The organism is Devosia sp. 63-57, from assembly GCF_001899045.1.
Lineage (GTDB): Bacteria > Pseudomonadota > Alphaproteobacteria > Rhizobiales > Devosiaceae > Devosia > Devosia equisanguinis.
Window position 1 is genome coordinate 1348017 of record NZ_MKUY01000005.1, and the last position, 23732, is coordinate 1371748.

Genomic DNA, 23732 nt, shown 5'->3' on the forward strand with positions numbered 1-23732 from the left:
GCCCATGGTGTCCGCCCGTGACCTTCATTCGTCTCTCCAGTCTCACCGATCTGCCCGAAAGCCTGCGTGGCGCCTATGTCGCCATCGGCAATTTCGATGGCCTGCATCGCGGCCACCAGACCATCATCGCCGCGCTGTTGCAGCGGGCTCGCGCCGCCGGCGCCCCGGCGCTCATGCTCACCTTCGAGCCGCATCCGCGCGACGTCTTCGCGCCCGCGCCCTTCATGTTCCGCCTGACCCAGGGCGACACCAAGGCCCGTCTGGCCGAAGCGATGGGGCTTGATGGCATCGTCATTCTGCCTTTTGACCAGCCGTTCTCGCAGATCGAGGCCGAGGATTTCGTCGAAAAGGTCATCGTCGATGCCCTGGGCGCCCGCGGCGTCATCACCGGCGCCGATTTCCATTTCGGCCGCCAGCGTCGCGGCACCCCGCTCTTCCTCAAGGCCGCCGGCGAGCGTCTGGGTTTCGCGGTGGAAACGCTCGATCTCATGGACGAGGGCGACGAGGTCATCTCCTCCTCGCGCATTCGCGCGGCCTTGTCCGAAGGCGCCGTGGTCGCCGCCAATCGCCTGCTCGGCTATCACTGGTTTTTCGAGGGCTGCGTGGTCAAGGGCGACCAGCGCGGCCGCGGACTCGGCTACCCCACCGCCAACACCACCACGCCCACCGGTTTCCAGCTGGCCCAGGGCGTCTATGCCGTGCGCGCCCGCCTCGGCAACCGCCTGCTCGACGGCGTTGCCGCCTATGGCAAGCCGATGTTCAACAACCACCGCCCGCCCTTCGAGACCCACCTCTTCGATTTCGACGAGGACATTTACGACCAGTCCATCTCGGTCGCCCTCATCGCCCATATCCGCGGCCAGGAAGTGTTCTCCGGCCTCGACGAACTCATCGCCGCCATGGATCGCGACTCCAAAAAAGCCCGCACCCTGATCGCCACCGCCGCCCCGCTGAGCGCACTAGACCACAAACTCGGCTTCTTCGGCTGAGCGCCATCCAGCCTCCCCCGAAAGAAGGGCGGAGTGGCATCGGGGCTTTTGTCAAGATACGGGCCGCGCTCGATAGGCGCCTCCCCTTCTTCAGGAGAAGGAGGGGAGGGGGAGTTACCAGGCTTTCCACCCAAAATCATCCTTTGCCCCGGCCGCCTTGCCTTGCTAAAAGGCGCGCACTTCTTCCAAACCTGATTGCCGATCCATGAACGACACCGCTCCCGAGGCGACCGAAAAAGACTATTCGGCCACGCTTTTCCTGCCGGAAACCAATTTCCCGATGCGCGCCGGTCTGCCCGACCGCGAGCCGGGCTGGCTCAAGCGTTGGGAAGACATGGACATTTACGCCCTGCAGCGCGAGCAGGCCAAGGATCGGCCGCTCTTCACCCTGCATGACGGCCCGCCCTATGCCAATGGCAACATCCATATCGGTCATGCCCTGAACAAGACGCTCAAGGACATGATCTCCCGGTCCAAGCAGATGGCCGGCTACAACTCGGCCTATGTGCCGGGCTGGGATTGTCACGGCCTGCCCATCGAATGGAAGATCGAGGAGCAGTACCGCGCCAAGGGCAAGGACAAGAACGACGTCCCGGTGGTCGAATTCCGCCAGGAATGCCGGTCCTTCGCCGAGCAATGGGTCGATATCCAGCGCGAGGAATTCAAGCGTCTCGGCATCCTGGGCGAGTGGGACAATCCCTATTTGACCATGAGCTTCGACGCCGAAGCCCAGATCGCCCGCGAGCTGATGAAGGTCTCGATGACCGGCCAGCTCTATCGCGGTTCCAAGCCCGTCATGTGGTCCGTCGTGGAACGCACCGCCCTTGCCGAAGCCGAAATCGAATATGCCGATTACGAGAGCGACACCATCTGGGTGAAGTTCCCGGTGACCAAATGGCCTGCCATGGATCACGGCCCGAATGGAGTTCCTGTGCCTACATCTGGCTACGCAAATACTTTCGTGGTCATTTGGACAACGACCCCTTGGACAATCCCGGCCAACAGAGCGGTGAGCTATTCCAGCAAGATCCAATACGGCCTTTACGAGGTGACGGCAGCTCCTGATGGCAATTGGGCGAAGGCGGGAGAAAAATACGTCCTTGCGGATAAGCTGGCCGCCGAGGTGTTTGCGAAGGCAAAAATCGATCCCACTGGATATCGTCGCGTAAGCGATTTCGCCCTTTCGAACCCCGAGCTGACGCTTGCCCACCCCCTGCGCGGCCTCGCCGACGGTTACACCTTCGATGTCCCGCTCCTCGATGGCGAACACGTCACCGACGACGCCGGCACCGGTTTCGTGCACACCGCGCCCGGCCATGGCCTCGACGACTTCGGCATCTGGATGGATTCCACCCGCGCCTTGCAGGATCGCGGCATCGACCCCGCCATCCCCTATGTCGTGGGCGACGATGGCTTTTATACCAAGGACGCCCCCGGCTTCGAGGGCGCCCGCGTCATCGACGACAATGGCAAGAAGGGCGACGCCAATAATCGCGTCATCGCCGCGCTGGCCGAGCACGGCAACATCATCGCCCGTGGCCGCGTAAAACACCAATATCCTCATTCCTGGCGCTCCAAGAAGCCGGTGATCTACCGCAACACGCCGCAATGGTTCGTCTATATGGACAAGCCGATTGCAGCCACCCCCTCATCCGGCCCTGCGGGCCACCTTCTCCCCGAGGGGGAGAAGAATAGTTCCGCGCGCGCCGAAGCCCCTATTCCTCTCCCTCTCGGGGAGAGGGTGGATCGGCCGGAGGCCGAGACGGGTGAGGGGGCTTTCCCCGACACCCTGCGCACCCGCGCCCTTGCCGCCATCGACAAGACCCGCTTCTATCCCGCCGCCGGCCAAAACCGCCTGCGCGCCATGATCGCCGATCGTCCCGATTGGGTCCTCAGCCGCCAGCGCGCCTGGGGCGTGCCGATCACGGTCTTTGTGCACAAGCAGACCGGCGAAGTCCTCCGCGACGAAGCGGTCAATCATCGCATCGCCCAGTCCTTCGAGGAAGAGGGCGCCGACGCCTGGTACAAGCCCGGTGCCGCCGAGCGCTATCTCGGTTCGGACTACAAGGCCGACGATTACGAGATGGTCCGCGACGTGCTCGATGTTTGGTTCGACTCCGGCTCGACCCATTCCTTCGTGCTGCGCAACAAGCAGAAGTGGCCCTATCTGAAATTCCCGGCCTCGATGTATCTCGAAGGCAGCGACCAGCATCGCGGCTGGTTCCACTCCTCGCTGCTCGAATCCTGCGCCACCAATGGCTATGCGCCCTATGACAGCGTCCTCACCCATGGCTTCACCATGGATGGCGAGGGCCGCAAAATGAGCAAGTCGCTGGGCAATACCGTTGCCCCGCAGGACATCATCAAGCAGTTCGGCGCCGATATCCTGCGCCTCTGGGTCGCCTCCTCCGACTATTCCGAGGATCTGCGCCTGGGCAAGGAAATCATCCAGACCACGGTCGACAGCTATCGCAAGTTGCGCAATACCATGCGCTGGCTGCTCGGCAACCTGGCCCATTTCAAGCCCGAAGACGTGGTCGACCCGCGCGACATGCCCGAGCTCGAGCGGCTGATGCTGCATCGGCTGGCCCAGCTCGATGCCGGCGTGCGCGCTGCCTTCGCCGAATATGACTACCGCAAGGTCGTCACCATGCTGTCGAACTTCATGAACATCGAGCTGTCGGCATTCTATTTCGACATCCGCAAGGACACCCTCTATTGCGACCCGATCTCCTCGATCAAGCGCCGCTCGGCGCTGACCGTGCTCGATCACCTGTTCAACGCGCTCACCGCCTGGCTCGCGCCCATCCTGGTCTTCACCATGGAAGAGTGCTGGCTGGAACGCCATCCGGGCGAGGGTGAATCGGTGCATCTGCGCCAGTTCCCGGACATTCCCGCCGACTGGATCGATGACGACCTCGCCGCCAAGTGGCAGCTGATCCGCGCCGTTCGCCGCGTGGTCACCGGTGCGCTGGAGATCGAGCGCCGCGAAAAGCGCATTGGCTCCTCGCTTGAGGCCGCACCCCAGGTTTTTGTCGCCGACGCCCGTTACATCGTGGCGCTGGAAGGTCAGGACCTGGCCGAGATCGCCATCACCTCGGCGGTCGAGATTAAGCAGAACGAAGGCCCGTCCGAGGCCTTCCGCCTCGAAGACGTGCCCGGCGTCTCCGTGGTGCCGGCCCTTGCCGCCGGCCAGCGCTGCGCCCGCTCCTGGAAAGTGCTGCCCGAAGTCGGGTCCGACCCCGACTATCCGGACGTCTCCCCCCGCGACGCCCAGGCATTGCGTGAACGGGCGGCTGCGGGGTTGTAGTCCAGACTATCGGCTCCTTCCCCTCTCCCCTTGTGGGAGAGGGTGCCCGAAGGGCGGGTGAGGGGTATTCGAGCGCAGCTCGAATGGCGCTGAACCATCCCAAACCCCTCATCCGGCGCTTCGCGCCACCTTCTCCCACAAGGAGAGAAGGGAAGATGGAGTAGGCCATGAACACCCATCCCCCCCGCACCCCCACCATTCTCGCCTCCCTCATGCTGGCCGTCCTGTCCTTCGGCATCGACCGGGCGCAGAAGGGGTTTCACATCGCCGCCGAATGCTATGCCATCGGCCAGGCGGTCTGCGTCGAGGTGTTTTCGGCCTATCACCCGCTTGTCCTGACCGGCTGGCGGGGCGGCGAAGTGCTGCCGGTGACGCCCTTTTTCGACTATGTTCTGGTCTGGAACACCGGCATTTCCTATGGCCTGCTCGATGGTCTGCCTGTCTGGGCGCTTGGGGTCATCATGCTGGTGGCTATAGCGGCGCTGTCGGTCTGGTGGTGGCGCAGCGACGCGCGCCTCGTGCGCATGGGTCTGGCGCTTTGCATTGGCGGCGCGCTCTCCAATGCGCTCGATCGCCTGCTTTATGGCGCCGTTGCCGACTTCTTTCACTTTTATTGGGGAAGCTGGTCGTTCTATATCTTCAATCTGGCGGATGTGGCGATCACGCTGGGGGTCATCCTGCTTCTGGGCGATCTCCTCGGGCTGGGGCGCAAGCGCACAAACAGGCCGGCGTGATACGACATGGACAAGGTGCTGCCAGAATCTGGCCTTAGGGGCAGGAATAGGTTATAAGCGCCGCCGATATGGTAAGGGACGTTGCATGCGTAATGGATTGACCGGGCACATGGCTGCTCTTTCGACCGCCTCCCGGGCGGGCCTCGCGGCGCTTGGTTTGATCGCGACCTTGGCTCTGGCGGCCTGCACCACGGTGGAAGGCACCAATGCCCTGACCGATTTCGGCACCTTCGAGCGCGAAGTGCTCAACGATACCGCCCGCGGCGTCGGCCTCATCCCCGGCCAGGCCCCCAAGGCCGACCTAACCCAGGCGCGCGCCCCGCTGGCTTTGCCGCGCGATACTGGCAATCTGCCCGCGCCCACCACCAATGTCGCCGCGGCTCAGCTGCCGGCCAACAGCAATACGGTGCAGATCGATACCTCCAATCTCTCTGAGGCCGACCTGCAGCGCCTGCGCAATGCCCGCGTCGTCGATCTGCGCTCGCTTTCGGGCCGCCCGCTGACCGAGACCGAAGCCAGGGCGCTCACCGCCCGCATGAAGGCTGCCAATATGCAGGTCAATGTCTCGGGCAACCGTCCGCTTTACCTGCCGCCTGACGAATATTTCACCCGCGTCGGCGATGCCGAGCTGGTCTGTCGTACGCCCCAGGGCGATCTGGTCTCGGTCCGCGATGCCCGCTGCCCTGAAGAAGTGCGCAAGGCCATCGGCACACGCGGTCCCATGGTCGGTGCCAGCACCGCAACCCCCGGTGGCAAGCTGAGCGCCTCCGAGACCAAGCTCAACCCCTAGCCTGGTCTCACCGTCGAATCTGTTTTGCGGCCGGAGCCTATCCGGCCGCTTTCGCTTTATCCGCGCCGCCCCTTCCGGGTCCCGCATGTTATGAAAGTGTCCGCCATGAGCGACAAACCCACCCAGCCCGAAATGGCCGACCGTCTTGCCAAGGTCATTGCCCGCGCCGGCCTCTGCTCCCGCCGCGATGCCGAAGGCTGGATTGCCGATGGCCGTGTTGCCGTCAACGGCAAGAAGGTGCTGACCCCCGCCTTCAACGTCACCTCGCGTGACAAGATCGAAGTCGATGGCCTGCCGCTCGCCGCCCGCCAAGGCACGCGCGTCTGGCTCTATCACAAGCCCGCCGGGCTGGTGGTCACCGAGAAGGACCCCGAAGGCCGCCCCACCATTTTCGAGGCGCTGGAGCGCATGGGCCTGCCGCGCGTCCTCACCGTCGGCCGGCTCGATATCAATACCGAGGGCCTGTTGCTGCTGACCAATGATGGCGGCCTCAAGCGCGTGCTCGAACTGCCAGCCACCGGCTGGCTGCGCCGCTATCGCGTGCGCGCCTATGGCTCGGTCACCCAGGTTCAGCTCGACGCGCTCAAGAACGGCATTACCGTCGATGGCATTTCCTATGGCCCGATCACCGCGACGCTCGAGCGCGAGCAGGGGTCAAATGTGTGGATCGTGCTCGGCCTGCGCGAAGGCAAGAACCGCGAGGTCAAGAATGTCCTGGGTTCCCTCGGCCTTGAGGTGAACCGCCTGATCCGCGTCTCCTATGGTCCCTTCCAGCTCGGCGACCTGGCCGAGGGCGGCGTGGAAATGGTCAAGGCCCGCATGTTGCGCGATCAGCTCGGCAAGAAGCTGGCTGAATCCGCCGGTGTGGATTTCGAAAGCGAAATGCCCGATTTCGAGCCGCAGCGCGATGAAACCTTCCGCGTCCGCTCACCGCGCGACCGCGATCATGCCCGGCCCAATCCGGCCCGTGGCGCCACCCGCCGTCCCGGCTTTGACAGCGGCGAGGAAGAACGCCCCATGGGTCGCCCGCGCCGCGTCCATTTCGAGGACGAGGATGGCCGCGCCCCCGAGGCCTATGTGCCCAAGGCGCCCGAGCGCAAGCGCGTCGACCGCGACGATCAGCCCGCCCGCTCCTTCGGCAAGCCCGCAGCGCGTGGTGACCGCCCCGAGGGTGGCAAGCCCTTTGGCGACAAGCCCAAGCGCGATTTCGGCGACCGTCCGCCCCGTCGTGACGGCGACCGCCCGGAACGCGGCAGCTTCGCCGACAAGCCCAAGCGTGACTATGGCGATCGTCCCGCGCGCGGTGGTTTCAACGACCGTCCGAAGCGCGATTTCGCCGATCGTCCCCAGCGCGCCTTTGGCGACAAGCCGGCGCGTGGCGGCTTCGGTGACAAGCCCAAGCGTGATTTCGGTGATCGCCCGCAGCGCCCCTATGGCGATAAGCCCGCGCGTGGCGGTTTCGGTGGCGAGCGCCCGGCGCGCGGTCCGCGGCCCGAAGGCGGCTTCCAGGAGCGTCCGAAGCGCGATTATGGCGACCGGCCGCAACGCCCCTATGGGGACAAGCCCGCACGCGGCGGTTTCAGCGAGCGTCCCGCTCGTGGCCCCCGGCCCGAGGGCCGCTTCGAGGATCGTCCGAAACGCGACTATGGCGATCGCCCGCAGCGCTCGTTCGGCGACAAGCCGACGCGCGGCCCGCGCCCCGACAAGCCCTATGGCGATCGTCCGCAAGGCGGTCGCCCCGGCGGCAAACCGTTCGGTGATCGGCCCCAGGGCGGTCGTCCAGCCGGCAAGAGCTTTGGTGACCGTCCCCAGAATGGCCGCCCCGGTGGCAAGCCTTTCGCCGGCAAGCCCGGCGGCGCCCGACCCACGGGTGGTCGCCCCACCGGTGGACGTCCAGCCTCCGGCGGTCCCCGCCCCAGCTCCGGCCGTCCCACCGGCCCCCGCAAACCGCGCAGCTAAGGCCTTTGTACAGTTCAGGGTGGGCTATTCTCCGGCTCCAGCGCCCCCTCCCCCCTTGAGGGGGAGGGCCGGGGTGGGGGGTGGTTCAGTGATCTACTGGTGGACCCCCACCCTCAATCCCTCTCCTCAAGGGGGAGGGAGGCGAGAGAGCCGAAGACGGTTGCGACAATGTCTGAAGATAGCTGCTCCTCCTCGGGGAGGAGATAGGATGGAATGAGAAGGCGGCGCTCGCCGCCTTTATCGACAGTTAGGTAAAGGCAAGACCCATGCGCATCGTCGCCGGTAAATATCGCGGCAAGGCCCTGTCCTCGCCCTCGGATGACTCCATCCGGCCCACCTCCGACCGAGCCCGCGAATCCATCTTCAATATTCTGGGCTCGCGTCTTGGTCCGGTCCTTGCCGACAAGCGCGTGCTCGATCTCTTTGCCGGCACCGGCGCGCTCGGTCTCGAGGCCCTGTCGCGCGGCGCCGCTCACGTCACCTTCGTCGACACCGGGGCCGAAGCGCGCGGCCTGATCCGCGATCACATCGAGGCTTTTGGCGCCGCCGGCATCACCAAGCTCTTGCGCCGCGACGCCACCGCCTTGGGCGCGCCCGGCACCTTCGGCCAGTTCGACCTGGTCTTTCTCGATCCGCCCTACAACCAGGCCCTGGGCGAAAAGGCCCTTGCCGAGCTCGCCGCCAATGGCTGGCTCGCCCCCGGCGCCACGGTGGTCTGGGAAGAATCGGCAACAGCAGAGGTCACTCTCCCCGCCGGCTTCACCCTCGAAGACACCCGCGAATACGGCGCCGCCGCCATCCGCTTCCTCAGCTTCGGCTGACGTCTTCCCTTCTCCCCTCCAACCCCACCGCCCGTCACCCTCGGGCTTGACCCGAGGGCGTTTGCGATGGCTGGAAGAGCCCTCAGGTCAAGCCCGAGGGTTACGAGAGGAATGAGTGGAAATGCTCACGCCGCCTTCAGACACGCCGCGCACTTGCCGCGGATTTCCATCGTCGTCTGCTCGACCTTGAAGCCGGTCTGCTGCGCCCAGCTCCCCAGCCGCTCCTCGATCACCGCATCGGCGAATTCGTCCACCTTGCCGCAGCCTTCGCAGATGGCGAAGGCGATCAGCCCCTTGCGGTGGCAGTGGGTATCGGCGCAGGCCACGAAGGCATTGAGCGATTCCAGCCGATGCGCCAGCCCGCGCTCCACCAGCTTGTCCAGCGCCCGGTAGATCTGCAGCGGCGCCCGCAGGCCATCGCCGCGCAGCCGGTCGAGAATGTCATAGGCTGAGAGCGGGGCAGGGGCCTCGTTGAGCGCCGCCAGCACCAGCCCCTGATTGCGCGTCAGATCGGCGGGTGGATGGGAATGATCGTGGGCCATGCTCATGCTCTCCTGCCAAATAGACGCGCCGTCGGCACTGCCAGCGACAATAAGAAAATTGCCAGCGCCATCACCACGATGGACGGTCCTGAAGCGGTATCCCAGGTGCGCGAGCCGAACAACCCGCCCACCACCGACACTGCCCCCAGCACCGCCGCGACGCCGGCCATCATCTCCGGCGTTGCGCTCAGCCGCCGCGCCGTCGCGGCGGGAATGATCAACAGCGAGGTGATCAGCAAGACGCCCACCAGCTTCATGGCAATGGCGATCACCGAGGCCATCAGCAGCATCAGGATGATGCGGCTCACCTCCGGCTTGAGCCCCTCGGCCTCCGCCAGTTCCGGGCTCACCGTCGCCGCCAGCAGCGGCCGCCAGTTGAGCCAGAGAATGGCGAGAATGGCGACGCCGCCGCCATAGATCACCGCAATGTCCTCCACCGAAACCGCCAGGATATCCCCGAACAGGAACCCCATCAGGTCGATGCGCACCTGCGTCAGGAACCCCACGATGACGAGCCCGACTGCCAGGCTCGAATGGCTCAGAATACCCAAGAGCGCATCGGTCGAGAGCGTGTTCTGCCGCTGCAGCAGCAGCAGCGCCCCCGCCACCATCGCTGCTACCGCAAACACGCCCAGCGTCATGTTGACTGACAACAGGATCGACAGCGCCACCCCCAGCAGCGCCGAATGCGCCATCGTATCCCCAAAATACGCCATCCGCCGCCACACCACGAAACACCCCAGCGGCCCGGTCACGGCGGCCAGTCCAACCCCTGCAATCAGCGCCCGCGAAAAGAAATCACCGAACATTTTTGATCCCTCTGCCAGAAACGCGAGCCTGCCGGCTCCTTCGCGTTCCTCCTTGATGGCAGGGAATGAGGGTGTGGGGCGCCCTGTGCGCCACCCTAACACCCCCACCTAACCTCCCCCTGAAGCAGGGGGAGGGACCGATCGGATGTGCGGAGCCCTCGGCGAAACCCCTCTTCTCCTCCCCCTCCTTCAGGGGGAGGCCGGGTGGGGGTATTTCGAGCCCAAAACTCTCATTACTCATGCCGGTGCCCCGCATGCTCATGCCCATGATGATGTTCGTCCCCCACCACGCAGCCATCGTCATGGTGCTCATGGTCATGATGATGCTCGTAGATAGCCAGGGTCTGCGCCGCGCGTTCGCCGAACAAGGCCAGATATTCCGGGCTCTTCTTCACCGCGCTGGGCGTGCCGCGGCAGCAGATATGGCCATTGAGGCAGATCACCGTGTCGGTCTCGGCCATCACCACATGCAGGTCGTGCGAAATCATCAGCACCCCCGCCTGCGTCTCGTTGCGGATCTGTCGGATCAGCTCGTACAGCGCCACCTCGCCGGAAAAATCGACGCCTTGAACCGGCTCGTCCAGCACCAATAGGTCCGGCTTGCGGATCATCGCCCGCGCAAACAGCACGCGCTGGAACTCCCCGCCGGAGAGCTCCTGCACCGCCGCCCGGCGCAGCCGCGACGCGCCCACCGCCTCCAGCGCCGCGTCGATCTCGCCAGCGCCAAAATCTCCGGTCAGCGTCATCAGCCGATCCACCGTCAGCGGCAGCGTCCAGTCGATGGAGAGCTTTTGCGGCACATAGCCGATGCGCAGCCCCGCCTTGCGCGTGACGCTGCCCATATCCGGTTTCATCACCCCAGTTGCCATCTTGGCGGTCGTGGATTTGCCCGATCCGTTCGGCCCGATCAGCGTCACGATCTCACCGCGCGCAATGGTCAGGTCCACCCCTTCCACCAGCACGCGCCCACCCCGCCGCACCCCGGCATTGCTGAGGGTGATCAGGTTTTCTCGTTGCACAATCGCGTTCATTTAGCCTCAGTAAAAAGCTCGGTCTGGAAACAGTCACCAGCGCGGCTCCTCCCCCTTGAGGGGGAGGTTGGGAGGGGGTGCGCCACTCGCACAAATCTGGGGTCATGAAAGCGCGGCCTGCCCGCCCCACTCTTTCCACAACCCGTCTTGACGCGTTCCAATACGTTATAGCATAACACCGTCGCAAGCGTAATAACATTACATGTCGCTTGCCTTCCTCCCTTTGCCAAGAGGCCAGACGATGCACAAAATCACCCTTTCCCTTGCCGCGCTCGCCACTGCGCTGCTCACTGGAACGGCCATCGCGGCGCCCACTGTGGTTACGTCCATCAAGCCCATTCATTCGCTGGTTGCGGCTGTCATGGGCAATCTTGGCACTCCGGGCCTGATCGTCAAGGGTGCCGCCTCGCCCCATACCTATTCGCTGCGCCCCTCCGATGCCGCAGCGCTCGAAGGCGCCGATGTCGTGTTCTGGACTGGTCATGGCATGGAGTTGTTCCTGGGCGACGCGCTCGAGACGCTCTCCACCAAGGCCAAGGTGGTCGAGCTGGCCGACTCTCCCGGCATCGAACTGCTGCCGGTGCGCGAGGGCGGCGCCTTCGAACCCCATTCCCATGGCGACGAGGGTCACGACCACGACCATGAAGGTCATGATCACGATCATGAGGGTCACGATCATGCGGGCCATGATCACGAACATGGCGAAGGCGACATGCATTTCTGGCTCGATCCGGCCAATGCCAAGCTGATGGTTGCCGAGATCGCCACGGTTCTGGCCGAAGCCGATCCGGATAATGCAGCTGTCTACCAGGCCAATGCCGAAGCCGAGCAGCTCCGGCTCGATGAGGTCACCGAGGAACTGCGTCAGACGCTCGTCCCGGTCGAAGGCAAGCCCTTCATCGTCTTCCACGATGCCTATCAATATTTCGAGGCCCGCTTCGGTCTCGACGTCGCCGGCACTGTGACCGTCTCCCCCGAAGTGATGCCCGGCGCTGCCCGCATCGATGAGTTGCGCGCCAAGGTCAAGGAGCTGGGCGCGACCTGCGTTTTTGCCGAGCCCAATTTCGAACCCGCCATCGTCCGCACCATCGTCGAGGGCACCGATGCCAAGGCCGGCGTCCTCGATCCCGAAGGCGCTTCGCTCACCGAAGGCGTCGACCTCTACCCCAACCTTCTCCGCGGCCTCGCCAAGGGCCTGGTGGATTGTCTGGGCTAACGGCTGCCTGCACGCCTTGCCGAGTCCTATGGCTACGGTGATCGTCCGGTAAACCGGTCCTGCGGCTCCATCGCCCCCTCCCCCCTTGAGGGGGAGGGTCGGGGTGGGGGGTGGTTCAGTGATGCACCGATGGCCCCCTACCCTCACTCCCTCCTCTCAAGGGGGAGGGGGCGAAAGAATATCTAGGCTGGTTATCGAACCGCCCAATGCAAGCGCTGCCCCGCCACAACGCGACGGGACAGAGCACATGTGCAAAGTCTTCCGCCAAGCCCTCCTTCTGCTGGGGGAGGCAGGGTGGGGGCTTCTTAGGTCGCAGTCCCCCGAACACGCCCCACTCATCCCAAAATTGTAATGTTCTAACATATCGAAAGCGCTCTCCATGCCAAAACTTCTCGCCACTCTCCTCCTGTCCTCAGCCCTTATGTCCCCGGCTTTGGCCGAAGAAGTCACCGCATGGCGGCTGTTCGTCGGCGATCACACCGACCCCAAGGTCACCGCGCTTGATCTCGAAACCGGTGACGCCCTGGGCAGCTTCCCGCTGGTCAGCCCTGCCGCGCTTTACACCACCCATTCGGGCGAGGCCGTCTTCGCCGTCCAGGGCGCTGGCAACCAGATTTCCGCCATCCGTACCGGCATCGCCATCGACGATCATGGCGACCACGGCGATATCAAGATTTCCGATCCGGCTGCCATCGAAGCCGTGGTCTCCGGCGAGCGCCCGGTGCATTTCGTCGAGCACAATGGCAAGATCGCGCTGTTCTTCGACGGCACTGGCAAGACCAGCATTGTCGGCGAACATGCCTGGATCGACGCGGGTGACGTCTCCGCGGTCGAGTTCGACAGCGGCGCTCCCCATCATGGTGTCGCCGCCCCCTGGGGCGATTACACACTGATCTCCGTGCCCAATCCCGAAGACCCCACCAAGCTGCCCATCGGCATCAATGTCCTCGACAAGGCCGGCGCGGTGGTCGGCGACACCCATGGTTGCGCCGATCTGCATGGTGAAGCCTCTTCGGGTGATATTCTGGCCATTGCCTGCGCCGAAGGCCTGCTGCTGGTCACCGGCTCGGGCGAGCCGAAGATCGAAAAGATCGGTTATGAGGGTCTGCCGACCGGCAAGGCCACCACGCTGATCGGCGGTCAAGGCCTGCAGTACTTCCTGGGCAATTACGGGGCCGACAAGGTCGTCATCATCGAGCCGGGTGCCGATGCTGTTTATCGCCTGGTCGAGCTGCCGACCCGTCGCGTTCACTTCGTCACCGACCCGGTCCGTCCGCGCTTCGCCTATATCTTCACCGAAGATGGCCAGCTGCGTCAGCTGGACGTCGTTTCTGGCGAACTCACCAATGCGGTCAAGGTCACCGAGCCCTATTCCATGGACGGCGAATGGAGCCTGCCGCGTCCCCGCCTGGCCGTTGCCGGTGACGTCATTGCCGTGACCGACCCCAATGCCGGCACCGTCCACCTCGTCGACGCCGCCACCTTCAAGGTCACTCGCGATCTCCCGGTCGAAGGTCTGCCTTACACCGTTGTCGCCGTCGGCGGCTCCGGCTCGGTTCACTAGGCAAGGTAACACACGGCTCCTTCGCCCCCTCCCCCCTTGAGGGGGAGGGACGGGGTGGGGGGTGGTTCAGTGACCCACTGATCGCCCCCCAAACCTCGATCCCTCCCCTGAAGGGAACGTGTTCAAAATGGACGTATCCGGGTGCGCTTGGGCTTCGGCTCCTGCTCTCCCTCCCCCTTCTACAGGGGGAGGTTAGGTGGGGGTGCTGCAGGTTCAGCAAACGCCCATCAGCGAACGGATTCCCGGATGGTTCCGCACCCCGCCCTCGATCCCAATCCATTCGAGCGCAGCTCGAATGGCCTTCTTACCTAAAATCGCTCCACTGGAGCGATTTTGCCTCCGGCACGGTCGAAGCTCCCAAGGGGGAGGGAGGCGAAAGCCGTGAGGTCGTCAGCATTTCACACTCCCAAGGCTCCCCAATCATGCCCCGCAAACTTCCCGTAACCGTCCTCTCCGGCTTTCTCGGTGCCGGCAAGACCACACTGCTCAATCACGTCCTCAACAATCGCGAGGGCCGCAAGGTCGCGGTCATCGTCAACGACATGAGCGAGGTCAATATCGACGCCGCTCTGGTTCGCGATGGTGGCGCCAATCTCAGCCGCACCGAGGAAACCCTGGTGGAAATGTCCAATGGCTGCATCTGCTGCACCCTGCGCGACGACCTTCTGGCCGAGGTGACCCGTCTCGCCGCCGAAGACCGCTTCGATTATCTGCTGATCGAATCGAGCGGTATTTCCGAGCCGCTGCCTGTTGCCACCACCTTCGATTTCCGCGACGAACGCGGCTTCTCGCTCTCCGACCTCACCCGGCTCGACACCATGGTGACTGTGGTCGATTGCGCCAACCTGCTCAAGGACTACGCCTCGCATGACTTCTTGCGCGATCGTGGTGAAACGGCCGGGGAGGGGGATGAGCGCAGCCTCGTCGATCTGCTGGTCGAGCAGATCGAATTTTCGGACGTGGTGGTGCTCAACAAGATTTCGACCGCCACCGAAGCCGACCGCAATGCGGCGCGCACCATCATCAAGGCGCTCAATCCTTCGGCCCGCATCATCGAGACCGATTTCGGCCAGGTAGCGCTCGACGACGTCCTCGATACGGGTCTGTTCAACCTCGAAGTGGCCGAAACCAACCCGCTCTGGTTCAAGGAGCTCAACGGCTTCAAGGATCATGTCCCCGAGACCGAAGAATATGGCGTGCGGTCCTTCGTCTACCACGCGCGCCAGCCTTTCAACCCGCTGCTGCTGCACCGCTTCATCAACTCGTCATGGCCGGGCGTCATCCGCGCCAAGGGTTTCTTCTGGCTCGCGACCCGTCCGCATCACGTGGGCGAGATCAGCCAGGCCGGCGCTCTGGTGCGGACGCAGCGCCGTGGTGTGTGGTGGGCCTCCGTGCCGCCGCAGCATTGGCCCGACAACAAGGAATGGCGCGATTCCATGGCGTCCTATCTCGACCCGATCTGGGGTGATCGCCGCCAGGAAATCGTCTTTATCGGTACCGACCCGATGGACGAGGCCGACATCCGCAAGCGCCTTGATGCCTGCCTGGTCCCCGCCCGCACCATCACCCCTGAAGCCTGGTCAAAACTGCCCGACCCGTTCCCCGCCTGGGGGTGATCGGCATGCACTCTCGGCCCCATCGCTCGTCACCCTCGGGCTAGACCCGAGGGCTCTGCACCTGAATGTGACGCCGGGTCGCGAAAGCGCTACTTCAGCGGCCCCTTGAAAATGAAAAATGCGCCGAGCCCGATAAAGGCAAAGCCGATGCCGTGGTTCCAGGTTAGCTTCTCGCCGAGATAGAATACCGCGAACAGCGCGAAGGCGCTGAGCGAAATCACCTCCTGGATCGTCTTCAGTTCCGCCGCCGAATAGACCTGGTAGCCGATACGGTTGGCCGGAATGGCCAGCCAATATTCGAAAAAGGCGATGCCCCAGCTGATCAGTACGATCACCCACAGCGCCGCGCTGTGGAACTTGAGATGCCAGTACCAGGCAAAGGTCATGAAGATGTTCGAAGCGATCAACAGCCCGATGGGGGCCAGGGTCGGAACGTTGAAGCCCAAGGCTTCCTCCTGCGCAAACCGGCCTGATATCCGGTCGCGCCTTTTATCACTCCTTGGACGGCGGAAAAGCGGAATTTACGACAGGCAGCCCTGCGCCTGCTGCTCAGCGCGCCTTGGTCGGCCGCTCGAGCGAGAAGATCTCGTCGCTGACATCGTCGATCTTCTTGCGCACCAGCGCCTGGGCGTCATGCAGCCCGCGATTGTAGAAATAGGCGCCCATCTTCTCGGCAAAAAACTGCATCAGCATTTCCGCCGGAATGGCGCCGATCGAATGGTCCAGCTCGGTGCGGAAATAGTCCTGGATTTCGGCAACGATTGCCTTGGTTTCGTCGCGGTCGAATTTGATCGGCTTCATCGCAAAATTGCTCCTTCAGGCCCCGTTCATAGGCCGAGTCGCCAATTGCGGGCGAACACCGCTTGCGACACAATAGCCGCACCCCGAGGAGATCCCCGTCATGCTCGCCCGCCTTTCGCTCATCGCCCTGGCCACCGCCCTTCTTGCCGCCGTTCCGGTGGCCGCCAAGGACAAGGTCAAGGCCGCCGAACCCGACACTCTCGCCTGCGCCGGCGTCTATGGGCCGGAAAGCAATGAGGCGCTGGTCAAGGAAACCTTCGGCGCCGAAAACGTCGTCACCGGCATGGTCTATGGCCCCGAAGGCATCGAGATGATCGCTACCACGGTCTATCCCGACGATCCCGAGCGCAAGATGGAGTTCGGCTGGTTCGATGACGAGAACCTCACCTACCTCTCCTATGTCGAGCTCTCGCCCAGCCAGGCCGCGCCCGGCGGCGTCAAGCTGGGCATGAGCGTCGACGAGGTGGTCAAGCTCAATGGAGAACCCTTCGTGGTTGGTGGTTTCTGGTGGGATTATGGCGGCTACGCCAATATCGAATCCGGCACCCTGGCCGGCGAGCAGGAGGGCGGCTGCTACATTTCCATCCGCTTCTCCCCCGAGGAGGACTACCCCGCCGATCTCGACGTCACAGCCATAGCAGGCGAAGTGCAGGTCCCCAGCGACGAGCCGCTCCTGGCCAAGCTCGATACCCGCGTGCAGGTCCTGTCCATCGGCTATGCCTGGCCCGAGGCGCTGCCCCAGCCCGAATATTGACCCGGCCGCCCGCTGGGCTTAACACTGCCTATAGGTTGGTTCTCTGCGCCCGGAGTGGCAAGGGGATCAAAAGGGAACACGGTGAGGCGTACCCATCAGGGACCAAATCCGTGGCTGCCCCCGCAACTGTAAGCGGCGAGTGCCCCCAGGACGCCACTGGTTTCGCAAGAGACCGGGAAGGCTGGGACGCACGATGACCCGTGAGCCAGGAGACCTGCCAACCTCTGACTGAACACTCGACTGTCGGTGGGACAGCTGGAGGCACGATGATTACGCCGTCAGGGTAGATCCCCTCGGGGCCGCGCCGCCCCATCAGCGTCCCGCGCCTACGCGCCGGCGTTCCAGCTCCTCATCGCCCTCCTGTTCCGGAACCAGTCCGATGCATATCGAACCCGATCTCATTTCTCCCGAGAAGATGCTTCTCGCCTATGCCACCGCCGCTGCCGCCGGCGCCATGACCGTCAAGTTCGCCGCCGACACCCTGCGCGAGCGCGGCCTGGTCTCGCTGCTGGCGCGGACCGTGCTCGCCACCGGCGCCGTCTTCTGCTTCTTCGAAGTCTTCCCCCATTACGCGGTGGGTGTCAGCGAGGTGCACCTCATCCTCGGCTCCACCCTGCTGCTGATCTTCGGCGCCGCCCCGGCCGCCATCGGCCTGGCACTGGGCCTGCTGATCCAGGGGCTGTTCTTCGCGCCCTTCGACCTGCCGCAATATTTCGCCAATGTCACGACGCTGATCGCCCCGCTGGTGGCCATCAAGTTCCTGGCTGACCGGATCATTCCGGCCAATACACCCTATGTCGATCTCCGCTACGGCCAGGCCCTGGCGCTCTCGGCGACCTATCAGGGCGGCGTGGTGCTCTGGGTGGCCTTCTGGGCCCTCTATGGCCAGGGCTTTGGTGCGGAAAACCTCACCGATATCGTCACCTTCGGCGGCGCCTATATGCTGGTGGTCCTGCTCGAGCCGCTGGTCGATCTCGCCGTTCTCGCCGGCGCCAAGCTGGCCCGCGGCCTCGCCCGCACCGGCCTCGTCACCCCGCGCCTCTTCGCCTGATCCTGCCCTGTCTTCCGGCGCGTCGTCCCCATGCGGCGCGCCCCATATTTTAAGGACCCCACGTCCATGACCGCAAAAATCCCCACCACCGTCATCACCGGCTTTCTCGGCGCCGGCAAGACCACCCTGGTGCGCCACATGCTGGCCCACGCCCCCAAGGGCAAGCGCATCGCCCTGATCATCAACGAATTCGGCGATCTCGGCGTCGACAAGGACATCCTGGCCGGTTGCGGCGATGAAACCTGCCGCGAAGAGGATATGGTCGAGCTCTCCAATGGCTGCATCTGCTGCACCGTGGCCGATGAATTCATCCCCACCATGCAGGCTTTGCTCGCCCGCGACGAAAAGTTCGATCACATCGTCATCGAAACCTCGGGCCTCGCTTTGCCCCAGCCGCTGATCCGCGCCTTCAATTGGCCCGAAATCAAGGCCCAGGTCACCATTGATGGCGTCGTCACCGTCGCCGATGCTGCCGCTCTCGCCGAGGGCCGTTTCGCCAGTGACGAAGCCGCCGTCGACGCCCAGCGCCGCCAGGACGAAATGCTCGACCACGAGACCCCGCTGGGCGAACTGTTCGAGGACCAGCTCTCGGCCGCCGACATGATCATCATCAACAAGACCGATCTGGTCGATCCGGCCATGCTCGAAAAGGTGGAACAGAATATCCGCGCCGAACTGCGCCCCGGCGTCGGTATTGTCCGCGCCGCCAATGGCCATGTCGATATCGCCGCGCTGCTGGGCATGGGCATGTCCTCGGAAGACGACATCGCCAACCGCCCCAGCCACCACGAGCTCGAACATGGCGGCGAAACCCACGAGCACGATGATTTCGACAGCTTCTCGCTCACCCTCGATGCCATCAAGGGCAAGGACGACCTGCTTGCCACCATCGAGGACACCATCAAGGCCCATGACGTGCTGCGATTGAAGGGCTTTGCCGCCATCCCCGGCGCCGCCGCCCGCCTCGCCATCCAGGCCGTCGGCCCCCGTGTCACCGCCTATTTCGACCGCCCCTGGAAGCCTGGCGAAGCCAAGGTCACCTCGCTCGTCGTCATCGGCGAAAGCCCGCTGGATCGCGACGCGATCGTCGAAAGCCTCCGCCGCTCCGAGCCGGTCCCGGCCTAGGATCCTGCGCATGTTCTGCTTGCAGCACCCCCACCCCATCCCTCCCCTCAAGGGGGAGGGGGCCGATCTGTGCATGCGGCACCATGCTGCCCAAGACGCCAGCCCAAAGCCCCTCCCCCTTGAGGGGAGGGGTTGGGGTGGGGGTGCTGCGCCCTCCAACGGCGCGATGCCTGTACAATTCCGCCCATCCTCGCTTGTCGAGGCCCGCTAATGCACCTGCTCTCCGCCCAAGCCGGTGCCATCCAGCAGGAAGGCGAGGCCATCGACCTCGCCCAGTTGCCCGGCGCCTATATCTTCGCCAGCTCCGCCGATAGCGAACTGGCCATGCTCGCCGCTGCCGCCGACCGGGCAGGGGAGGACGATCTCCGTCTCGCCAACACCCTGCGTCTCTCCAACAATCTGTCCGTCGATATGTGGCTGGAACAGACCGTCGCCCATGCGCGCCTCGTCGTCCTCCGCCTCATCGGCGGCGCCGCCTATTTCCAATATGGCGTCGACGAACTGAGCGCCCTCTGCACCAATAAGCGCATCCCGCTGGTCCTCCTCCCCGGCGACGCCAATCCCGACCCCATCCTGCAATCCCGTTCCACGATTTCCCCCGACGACTGGACCGCTCTCCACGCCCTTTTCATCGCCGGCGGCCCCGAAAACGCCGATGCGATCCTCACGGCCTTTGCTGCAATGTCCAGGCCCGCGCCGGCCCAGAGCCCCTCCCCCTTGAGGGGAGGGGGAGGGGTGGGGGTGCAGGCGGATCGGCCTGGCTCGATCCTTTCGGCCATCACCCCCCATCCCTTCCCCCGCTTCGGCCTTTGGCACCCCAAAACCGGCATGACCGACGAAGCCAGCCTGCATTCCGTGCACACGGCTCCTTCGCTTCCCTCCCCCTTGAGGGGAGGGATTGAGGGTGGGGGTCGACCGGCTCCTGCCGAAGCAGCCTCCCACATCCCCATTCTCTTCTACCGCGCCGCCCTCGAAGGCGCCGGCACCGCCACGCTCGAAGCCCTGATTGCCGAGCTCGAAGCCCGCGGCCTCGCCCCGGTACCGGTTGTGGTCTCCTCGCTCAAGGACGCCTCCTGCATCCGCTTCGTGCAACAGACGCTCGCCGCCTTCCCGCCCGCTGCCATCTTCAACCTCACCGCCTTTGCCCTGGGCGTCGCCGACCTCCCCGGGGCCCAAAATCCTTTTGCCGGCACCGATGCGCCGGTGATCCAGCTCATCCAGTCCGGCCGCTCCCGCGAGCAATGGCAGGCCGATCCGCAGGGCCTCTCCTCCAAGGACATGGCCATGTATCTGGTCATGCCCGAAGTCGATGGCCGCATCGGCGGCATTCTCGTCGGCCACAAGGCTGATGCCGTCTGGCACGCCCGCACCCAGTGCCCGCTCTCCGCTTATGCTCCCGAACCCGACGGCATTTCCCGCGCCGTCACACTCGCCTTCAACTGGGCCCGCCTCCGCGCCACCCCCCGCTCTGACCGCCGCATCGCCATCATCCTCTCCAACTACCCCATCCGCGACGGCCGCCTCGCCAACGGCGTCGGCTACGACGCCCCGGAATCTACGGTGAGGATGCTGATGGCGCTGCAGCAGGCGGGGTATGATCTCGATGATACCAAGCCCACCGGCCCAAAGCCCCTCCCCCTTGAGGGGAGGGGTTGGGGTGGGGGGCCTTCAGTGGATCACAAAACCACCCCCCACCCCAACCCTCCCCCTCAAGGGGGGAGGGAGGCCAAACCGATGGTGTTCAACAACGCCCGAACGGCTCATGCCAAAAACGTGCAGCGGGCAAGGACTTTGCTGGCCGATCAGACAGTTCCTGAGCGCCTGCTTTGGCCATTGCTGAAAACCTTCGCCGAACGCGGTGTAAAATTCCGCCGACAGGTGCCGCTTGGCAAGTATGTCGCCGATTTCGCCAGCCACAATCCAAAACTTGTTATCGAACTCGATGGTTCAACGCATTTCAGCGAAGTCGGCACGGCGCATGACGAGGCACGCACCACTTTTCTGAAGTCCATCGGCTACGACGTTCTGCGCCTGACAAATTCAGAGGCCACAAGTCGTGAAGGGGCCTGGGCGCTCATTTCTGCAAAGTTGGACGATCTTTCGGCCCCTGCGCCTCCCTCCCCCTTGAGGGGAGGGACCGAGGGAGGGGGTCCATCAGTCGAAACGCAGATATACCCCCACTCCGCCGCCGATCTCATCACCCTTCTCACCAGCGGCCCCACCAACGCCAATCCCCAGCGCGGCGCCTCATCCGCCATCCTGCCGCTGTCCCGCTACGCCGCGCTCTTCGCCAAACTGCCCGACGAAACCCGCGCCGCCGTCACCGCGCGCTGGGGCGATCCGGCAAACGATCCATTTGTCCGCGATGACGCCTTCCATCTGCCCGCTCATCGTTTTGGCAATGTGGTGCTGATGCTGCAGCCCGCGCGCGGCTGGCAGATCGACGAGACCGCGAACTACCATGACCCCAATCTCGTCCCACCCCATGCCTATATCGCCGCCTATCTCTGGCTGCGCCACGACTTCGGCGCCCATGCCATGGTGCACAATGGCAAGCATGGCACGCTGGAATGGCTGCCGGGCAAGGCGACGGCTCTTGATGCAGATTGCTATCCCGACGCGCTCTGGGGCCAACTGCCCCATCTCTACCCTTTCATCGTCAACGATCCCGGCGAGGGCACCCAGGCCAAGCGGCGCGCCGGCGCCGTCATCATTGATCATCTGGTGCCCCCGCTCACCCGCGCCGAAACCTATGGGCCGATGAAGGACCTCGAAGCCCTGCTCGACGAATATTATGCCGCCTCCGGCATGGATCGTCGGCGGCTGAAAGACCTCAAGCGCCGCATTCTCGACTTTACCCGCGACAGTCGCCTCGACCAGGACATCGGTCTGCCCGAAGACGAGACCGAAGCCCTGATCAAGATCGACAACTTCCTGTGTGATCTCAAGGAAGCGCAGATACGCGACGGCTTGCATGTGTTTGGGTCATCGCCCGCCGGAGCACTCGAGCGTGACCTCACCGTCGCATTGGCAAGAATACCGCGCGGCGATGACCCCGGGGATAACTCTCTCATCCGCGCCATTGCCGACGACATGAAGCTCGGTTTCGATCCGCTGACCGCCGATCTCGGCGCGGCATGGTCCGGACCGTTCATAAATCGTTCATATCGCGGTCAGCAAACGAACCTGCGGCGGGTGGGAGACGTCGTCGCCCACCTCGAAGAGGTCGCCGCCGATCTGGTATCATCCGTAGAGGAAGTTACAGAGGACTGGCCCGCCACCCGGGCGGTCCTCGATACCGTGCGCATGCAGATAAAACCGCGCCTCGCCGCCTCCGGCCCAGCCGAAATGTCGGCCTTTCTCAATGGTCTGGACGGCAAGTTCATCACCCCCGGCCCCTCCGGCGCGCCCTCGCGTGGGCGGCTCGATGTGTTGCCGACGGGGCGCAATTTCTACTCCGTCGACGCCCGCGCCGTGCCCACGCCAAGTGCTTGGGAACTCGGCAAAAAATCCGCCGAAAGCCTGGTCTTGCGACACCTGCAGGATCATGGTCATCACCTCCGCGCGGTGGCTTTGTCGGTCTGGGGCACCGCCAATATGCGCACCGGCGGCGACGATATTGCTCAGGCCATGGCCCTGATCGGCGCCCGACCCACCTGGGACCCCGGCTCGCTCCGCGTTTCCGGCTACGAGATCATTCCGCTGCCCAAATTGGGGCGCCCGCGCGTCGACGTCACCCTCCGGATTTCCGGCTTTTTCCGCGACGCTTTCCCCGCGCAGATCGCGCTCTTCGACCGGGCCGTCCGCGCCATCGGTGCGCTCGACGAACCCGAAGACGATAACCCCATCGCCGCGCGCATGCGCACCGAAGCCCTGGGCCTCATGGCTTCCGGCAAGTCGGAAAGCGAAGCCTCGCTCGAAGCCGGTGCGCGAATTTTTGGTTCAAGACCAGGCACTTACGGCGCCGGCCTCGGTCAGCTGATCGACAATGGCAAGTGGAACGACAAGGCCGATCTCGCCAATCAGGCCCTCGCCTGGGGCCAATATGCCTATGGCGCCAGGGCCCATGGCACCCCACTGCACGACCGCTTCCGCGCCCGCCTCGGCCAGATCGATGCCGTGGTCCACAACCAGGACAATCGCGAGCACGACCTGCTGGATTCGGACAATTACTATCAGTTCGAAGGTGGGCTCTCCGTCGCCGCCGAGATCGTATCGGGCCACAAGCCCGCCGCCTATCACAACGATCATTCGCGTCCCGAGCAGCCCAAAATCCGCACGCTGGATCAAGAGGTTAGCCATGTCATGCGCAGCCGCGTGGTCAATCCCAAATGGCTCGCCGGCGTCCTGCGTCACGGCTATCGCGGCGCCTTCGAGATCATCGCCACGCTCGACTTCATGTTCGCCTTCGCCGCCACCACCGGGGCTGTGCGTACGCATCATTTCGACCTGGCCTTCGAAGCCTTCGTCGAAAACGACGAAGTGCGCGAATTCATCAAGCAATCCAATCGCTTCGGCTATGATGAGCTGATCGGAAAATTCCTTGAGGCCCAGCAAAGAGGCTTGTGGTCGCCTCGCTCAAATTCCGTTTTTGCCTATCTGGAGGACACGCCATGAACG

General features: G+C 64.2%; 18 protein-coding genes and 1 riboswitch. Of the genes, 13 read left to right on the forward strand and 5 right to left on the reverse strand.

The features are described from left to right. Positions 1-17 precede the first annotated feature (17 nt). The 6 genes from BGO80_RS14760 to rsmD all read left to right on the forward strand — a co-directional run bounded on the left by BGO80_RS14760 (position 18) and on the right by rsmD (position 8603). The gene (locus BGO80_RS14760) at positions 18-989 is read left to right on the forward strand and encodes a bifunctional riboflavin kinase/FAD synthetase (protein WP_286722073.1); all 972 of its coding nucleotides are present in this window, start codon (positions 18-20) and stop codon (positions 987-989) included. A gap of 205 nt (positions 990-1194) precedes the next feature. Next, positions 1195-4299, forward strand: coding sequence for an isoleucine--tRNA ligase (ileS, locus tag BGO80_RS14765; RefSeq protein ID WP_286722074.1), 3105 nt, complete (start codon positions 1195-1197; stop codon positions 4297-4299). A gap of 167 nt (positions 4300-4466) precedes the next feature. Next, on the forward strand, positions 4467-5033 hold the full coding sequence (gene lspA, locus BGO80_RS14770) for a signal peptidase II (protein WP_286722075.1): 567 nt from the start codon (positions 4467-4469) through the stop codon (positions 5031-5033). A 109-nt stretch (positions 5034-5142) separates the two neighbouring features. Then, positions 5143-5823, forward strand: a complete 681-nt coding sequence (locus BGO80_RS14775) for a hypothetical protein (RefSeq protein ID WP_126150830.1) — start codon at positions 5143-5145, stop codon at positions 5821-5823. Positions 5824-5928: 105 nt separating this feature from the next. Next, entirely contained in the window at positions 5929-7782 is a 1854-nt protein-coding gene (locus tag BGO80_RS14780) for a pseudouridine synthase (protein WP_286722076.1), read from the forward strand. Positions 7783-8048: 266 nt separating this feature from the next. Further along, a complete protein-coding gene (gene rsmD, locus BGO80_RS14785) occupies positions 8049-8603 on the forward strand; it encodes a 16S rRNA (guanine(966)-N(2))-methyltransferase RsmD (RefSeq protein ID WP_286722077.1) in 555 nt (184 codons plus the stop codon). Positions 8604-8728: 125 nt separating this feature from the next. On the opposite strand, the gene BGO80_RS14790 is transcribed toward rsmD, so the two are convergent. From BGO80_RS14790 to znuC, 3 genes are all read right to left on the reverse strand, one after another. Continuing rightward, positions 8729-9145 (reverse strand): Fur family transcriptional regulator, encoded by a 417-nt coding sequence (locus BGO80_RS14790; RefSeq protein WP_286722078.1) that lies wholly within the window; start codon positions 9143-9145, stop codon positions 8729-8731. A gap of 2 nt (positions 9146-9147) precedes the next feature. Next, entirely contained in the window at positions 9148-9954 is an 807-nt protein-coding gene (locus tag BGO80_RS14795) for a metal ABC transporter permease (RefSeq protein ID WP_286722079.1), read from the reverse strand. Between the two features lie 233 nt (positions 9955-10187). Further along, positions 10188-10985, reverse strand: coding sequence for a zinc ABC transporter ATP-binding protein ZnuC (gene znuC / locus BGO80_RS14800; protein WP_502686563.1), 798 nt, complete (start codon positions 10983-10985; stop codon positions 10188-10190). A 241-nt stretch (positions 10986-11226) separates the two neighbouring features. Between znuC and BGO80_RS14805 the strand changes: the two genes are divergently transcribed. The 3 genes from BGO80_RS14805 to zigA all read left to right on the forward strand — a co-directional run bounded on the left by BGO80_RS14805 (position 11227) and on the right by zigA (position 15381). Beyond that, entirely contained in the window at positions 11227-12201 is a 975-nt protein-coding gene (locus BGO80_RS14805) for a zinc ABC transporter substrate-binding protein (RefSeq protein WP_286722080.1), read from the forward strand. A gap of 379 nt (positions 12202-12580) precedes the next feature. After that, positions 12581-13765, forward strand: coding sequence for a zinc metallochaperone AztD (gene aztD / locus BGO80_RS14810; RefSeq protein WP_286722081.1), 1185 nt, complete (start codon positions 12581-12583; stop codon positions 13763-13765). A 422-nt stretch (positions 13766-14187) separates the two neighbouring features. Next, positions 14188-15381, forward strand: a complete 1194-nt coding sequence (gene zigA, locus BGO80_RS14815; protein ID WP_286722082.1) for a zinc metallochaperone GTPase ZigA — start codon at positions 14188-14190, stop codon at positions 15379-15381. 89 nt (positions 15382-15470) lie between these two features. On the opposite strand, the gene BGO80_RS14820 is transcribed toward zigA, so the two are convergent. Both BGO80_RS14820 and BGO80_RS14825 read right to left on the reverse strand, forming a co-directional pair. Next, positions 15471-15827, reverse strand: a complete 357-nt coding sequence (locus tag BGO80_RS14820; RefSeq protein ID WP_286722083.1) for a DMT family protein — start codon at positions 15825-15827, stop codon at positions 15471-15473. Between the two features lie 103 nt (positions 15828-15930). Next, a complete protein-coding gene (locus BGO80_RS14825; RefSeq protein ID WP_286722084.1) occupies positions 15931-16182 on the reverse strand; it encodes a DUF2164 domain-containing protein in 252 nt (83 codons plus the stop codon). 100 nt (positions 16183-16282) lie between these two features. Between BGO80_RS14825 and BGO80_RS14830 the strand changes: the two genes are divergently transcribed. The 4 genes from BGO80_RS14830 (at position 16283) to cobN (ending at position 23729) form a co-directional block, all read left to right on the forward strand. Next, the gene (locus tag BGO80_RS14830) at positions 16283-16936 is read left to right on the forward strand and encodes a hypothetical protein (RefSeq protein ID WP_286722085.1); all 654 of its coding nucleotides are present in this window, start codon (positions 16283-16285) and stop codon (positions 16934-16936) included. 19 nt (positions 16937-16955) lie between these two features. Beyond that, positions 16956-17172, forward strand: a riboswitch (cobalamin riboswitch). 143 nt (positions 17173-17315) lie between these two features. Continuing rightward, positions 17316-17987, forward strand: a complete 672-nt coding sequence (locus BGO80_RS14835) for an energy-coupling factor ABC transporter permease (protein WP_286722086.1) — start codon at positions 17316-17318, stop codon at positions 17985-17987. A 66-nt stretch (positions 17988-18053) separates the two neighbouring features. Beyond that, entirely contained in the window at positions 18054-19112 is a 1059-nt protein-coding gene (gene cobW / locus BGO80_RS14840) for a cobalamin biosynthesis protein CobW (RefSeq protein WP_126152255.1), read from the forward strand. A 210-nt stretch (positions 19113-19322) separates the two neighbouring features. After that, a complete protein-coding gene (gene cobN / locus BGO80_RS14845) occupies positions 19323-23729 on the forward strand; it encodes a cobaltochelatase subunit CobN (protein WP_286722087.1) in 4407 nt (1468 codons plus the stop codon). Positions 23730-23732 lie beyond the last annotated feature (3 nt).

Coding starts and splice junctions, on each gene's coding strand:
- cobW (WP_126152255.1), top strand. CDS start 18,054: ATGACCGCAAAAATCCCCACCACCGTCATCACCGGCTTTCTCGGCGCC.
- BGO80_RS14790 (WP_286722078.1), bottom strand. CDS start 9,145: ATGGCCCACGATCATTCCCATCCACCCGCCGATCTGACGCGCAATCAG.
- rsmD (WP_286722077.1), top strand. CDS start 8,049: ATGCGCATCGTCGCCGGTAAATATCGCGGCAAGGCCCTGTCCTCGCCC.
- BGO80_RS14780 (WP_286722076.1), top strand. CDS start 5,929: ATGAGCGACAAACCCACCCAGCCCGAAATGGCCGACCGTCTTGCCAAG.
- BGO80_RS14775 (WP_126150830.1), top strand. CDS start 5,143: ATGGCTGCTCTTTCGACCGCCTCCCGGGCGGGCCTCGCGGCGCTTGGT.
- BGO80_RS14795 (WP_286722079.1), bottom strand. CDS start 9,954: ATGTTCGGTGATTTCTTTTCGCGGGCGCTGATTGCAGGGGTTGGACTG.
- BGO80_RS14830 (WP_286722085.1), top strand. CDS start 16,283: ATGCTCGCCCGCCTTTCGCTCATCGCCCTGGCCACCGCCCTTCTTGCC.
- znuC (WP_502686563.1), bottom strand. CDS start 10,985: ATGAACGCGATTGTGCAACGAGAAAACCTGATCACCCTCAGCAATGCC.
- BGO80_RS14805 (WP_286722080.1), top strand. CDS start 11,227: ATGCACAAAATCACCCTTTCCCTTGCCGCGCTCGCCACTGCGCTGCTC.
- ileS (WP_286722074.1), top strand. CDS start 1,195: ATGAACGACACCGCTCCCGAGGCGACCGAAAAAGACTATTCGGCCACG.
- lspA (WP_286722075.1), top strand. CDS start 4,467: ATGAACACCCATCCCCCCCGCACCCCCACCATTCTCGCCTCCCTCATG.
- BGO80_RS14825 (WP_286722084.1), bottom strand. CDS start 16,182: ATGAAGCCGATCAAATTCGACCGCGACGAAACCAAGGCAATCGTTGCC.
- BGO80_RS14835 (WP_286722086.1), top strand. CDS start 17,316: ATGCATATCGAACCCGATCTCATTTCTCCCGAGAAGATGCTTCTCGCC.
- aztD (WP_286722081.1), top strand. CDS start 12,581: ATGCCAAAACTTCTCGCCACTCTCCTCCTGTCCTCAGCCCTTATGTCC.
- cobN (WP_286722087.1), top strand. CDS start 19,323: ATGCACCTGCTCTCCGCCCAAGCCGGTGCCATCCAGCAGGAAGGCGAG.
- zigA (WP_286722082.1), top strand. CDS start 14,188: ATGCCCCGCAAACTTCCCGTAACCGTCCTCTCCGGCTTTCTCGGTGCC.